General features: G+C 48.8%; 3 protein-coding genes and 1 pseudogene. All 4 read left to right on the top strand.

The window, feature by feature from the left end:
• Positions 1-135, top strand: a pseudogene (locus QUA03_RS28445) (photosystem II q(b) protein); the annotation flags it as partial.
• Positions 136-449: 314 nt separating this feature from the next.
• Positions 450-920: a GNAT family N-acetyltransferase gene (locus QUA03_RS28440; RefSeq protein ID WP_333217015.1), complete on the top strand. Its 471-nt coding sequence runs from the start codon at positions 450-452 to the stop codon at positions 918-920.
• Positions 921-940: 20 nt separating this feature from the next.
• Positions 941-2,149 carry a precorrin-6y C5,15-methyltransferase (decarboxylating) subunit CbiE gene (cbiE, locus tag QUA03_RS28435; protein WP_333217013.1) on the top strand — a complete coding sequence of 403 codons (1,209 nt, stop codon included), beginning with the start codon at positions 941-943 and terminating at the stop codon, positions 2,147-2,149.
• Positions 2,150-2,374: 225 nt separating this feature from the next.
• The coding region (locus QUA03_RS28430) for a tetratricopeptide repeat protein (RefSeq protein ID WP_333217011.1) at positions 2,375-2,849 on the top strand (475 nt) is incomplete at its 3' end.

The raw sequence follows: 2,849 nt of genomic DNA, 5'->3' as shown, positions 1-2,849 counted from the left end.
TGGGCTGATGTGATCAACCGCGCTAACTTGGGTATGGAAGTAATGCACGAGCGCAATGCTCACAACTTCCCGCTTGACTTGGCTGCTAGTGAGACAACTCCTGTAGCTTTGGTTGCTCCTTCTATCAATGGCTAAGTTTTAGTCCTAGATTAACAAAAAGCGCTCCTAGAAATAGGGGCGCTTTTTGTTTGGGGAAAAATATTTTTCAGACAGTCATGGACGCATGAATCCGCCGGCGAAGACACCGCAACTACAAAAATAAACAGTTCGCGATCGCACTCCTATCAAAGAAACCGGCTTTTTTACCGAATCTACGCGCTGCAACCCATCTTTTCATAAAAAACCCGGTTTCTGACCACCTGTGCGTCCTGGACTAATATTGATAGGTGTGATCGCCCTTTAATCCAACATAAATAATCCCTAGGATATTTGAAACAGAGAGATTAGTTTTGAAACCGATTGTGGAGAGCGACCTCAACACGCTTCATAGAATTTTTATCGATGCCTATGTGAGGAGATATCTGTGCGACGGCGAAATCTGGTCGCTACAAAAGGTTGAAGAAATGCTTGCCGAAAACAAAAAGCTGTTTGCCCAAAAGCAATTCGGTATGTGGTTTATCGAAACTAAGAGCGATCGAGAAACTATTGGATTTGTTGGTTTGTGGTATTTTTTTGAAGAAGCACAGCCCCAGTTAGTTTACGCACTGCTGCCGAAAGCACTTAAAAAAGGTTACGCTACTGAAGCATCAACCAAAATATTGGATTATGGTTTTGATGAACTTGGCTTTAACTATCTTGTCGCAACTTGTGATCGCCCAAACATTGAGTCGCAAAAAGTCGCAGAAAGACTCGGAATGAAACAAGTAGAAGAAAGAATTATGAATGGAAATCCGATATTATTCTTTAGAATCGATAAGTAGTAATTAGCAGTAAGGCCGCAATGCACAAATGGCTTTCGGTGGTGGGGATTGGCGAAGATGGACTTTCGGGGCTCGGCCCGATCGCCTTTACCCTCCTCTCTCAATCTCAAATCGTTGTTGGTGGCGCCCGTCACCTAGCAATGCTACCAACCGACGACACCCGCGAAAAATTGCTCTGGGCATCGCCTTTGCAGACAACAGTTGACGATATTCTCCGCCGCCGGGGACAGTCTGTGTGTGTGCTCGCAAGCGGCGATCCCATGTGCCACGGCATCGGCGTCAGGCTGTCGCGCCAGATTCCCATGGAGGAAATGACTGTGATTCCGGCGGTATCGGCTTTTAGTCTTGCTTGCGCCCGTTTGGGTTGGCCGCTAGCTCAAGTTGAGACTTTCAGTTTGACTAATCGCCCGATCGCATCCATCGCCCTTGCTTTGTCCCCCGGCGCGCGCTTGCTGGTGTTGAGCGCTGACAGACACACGCCGGGAAAGGTGGCACAATTGTTGACGCAGCGGGGGTTTGGCAGCAGTTTGATGACCGTGTTTGAGCGGATGGGAGGGAACTTGGAACGGCGGATCGAGAGGGTAGCAGCAGCCTGGAATGAATCGGATTTGGCGGATTTGAACACGATCGCGATCGCAGTTACAGCCGATCGCGAAACTGTGATTTTCCCTCGTACCTCGGGTTTGCCGGATGCTGCTTATCGCCACGACGGACAACTTACCAAGCGGGAGGTTCGAGCCGTTACTCTGTCAACGTTAGCACCGATTCCCGGAGAGTTGCTTTGGGATGTGGGGGCGGGCTGCGGCTCGATCGCGATCGAATGGATGCGGAGTCATCCTCGGTGCAGGGCGATCGCGATCGAACGCCATCCGACTCGATTGGAATACATCGCCGAAAATGCCTCTACTTTCGGTGTTCCCGAACTCGAAATGGTTGCGGGAGAAGCGCCGGAAGCCCTGACAAATTTGCCTCAACCGAATGCTATTTTCATCGGTGGCGGTGTCACGGCAGAATCTGTGCTGGAAACTTGCTGGAATGCTTTAGGTGAAGGCGGCCGATTAGTTGTTAATGCGGTGACAGTTGAGAGCGAGTTTAAAGTTTTGCAATGGCACGATCGTTATGGCGGGGAACTCATTAGAATTGGGATTCAGCGAGTAGAGGCGATCGGTTCTTTTCAGGGTTGGAAGCCACTTGCACCCGTAACTCAGTGGGCGGCAGTTAAAAGCTAAAGTAAAATATTCCGAGGGAGCCATCTAAAATAGAGTAATGTGCGTCAGATGCCTCAACCCTTAATAATAATCGCTTTCTCACTCCGCCTGACGCAGCCTACGAGTTGATTTGAGTATGACACTTGGCTTGAGTCCGATTAAAGTAAAATATTCAGAGGTAGCCATCTCAAATGTCAAATCTCAAATCTAAGAGCTCAAATCTCAAAGCTCATGAGAGGTTAAAAAATGAGTTTTTATTACCGACTGCCACCAGCGCTAATCGTGGCAACAATTGCGAGCGTGCAACCTGCTGAATTTGCTGTCGCGCAGTTGTCAGCACAACAAGTGGAAGAAATTGACATAAATGAGTGCAATCCGTCAGGAGAAATCGATTTCAATGAAGCTATTCGCCTCAATCCTAACGATGCTGAAGCTTACAACGGTCGGGGTGCTGTCCGCTCACAACAGGGAGATATAGAGGGTGCGATCGCCGATTACAACGAAGCTATTCGCCTCGAACCTAACTATGCTGAAGCCTACAGCAATCGGGGTGTTGTCCGCTATGACCAGGGAGATTTACAGGGTGCACTAACCGATTGCAACGAAGCTATTCGCCTCAATCCTAGCTATGCTGATGCTTACTACAATCGGGGTGTTGTCCGCTATGACCAGGGAGATTTACAGGGTGCACTAACCGATTGCAACGAAGCTATTCGCCTCA

Source organism: Microcoleus sp. S36b_A4 (assembly GCF_036700645.1).
Classification (GTDB): domain Bacteria; phylum Cyanobacteriota; class Cyanobacteriia; order Cyanobacteriales; family Microcoleaceae; genus Microcoleus.
Note: the sequence above shows the minus strand (reverse complement) of the source record. Positions and strands in the feature narration are given on the sequence as shown.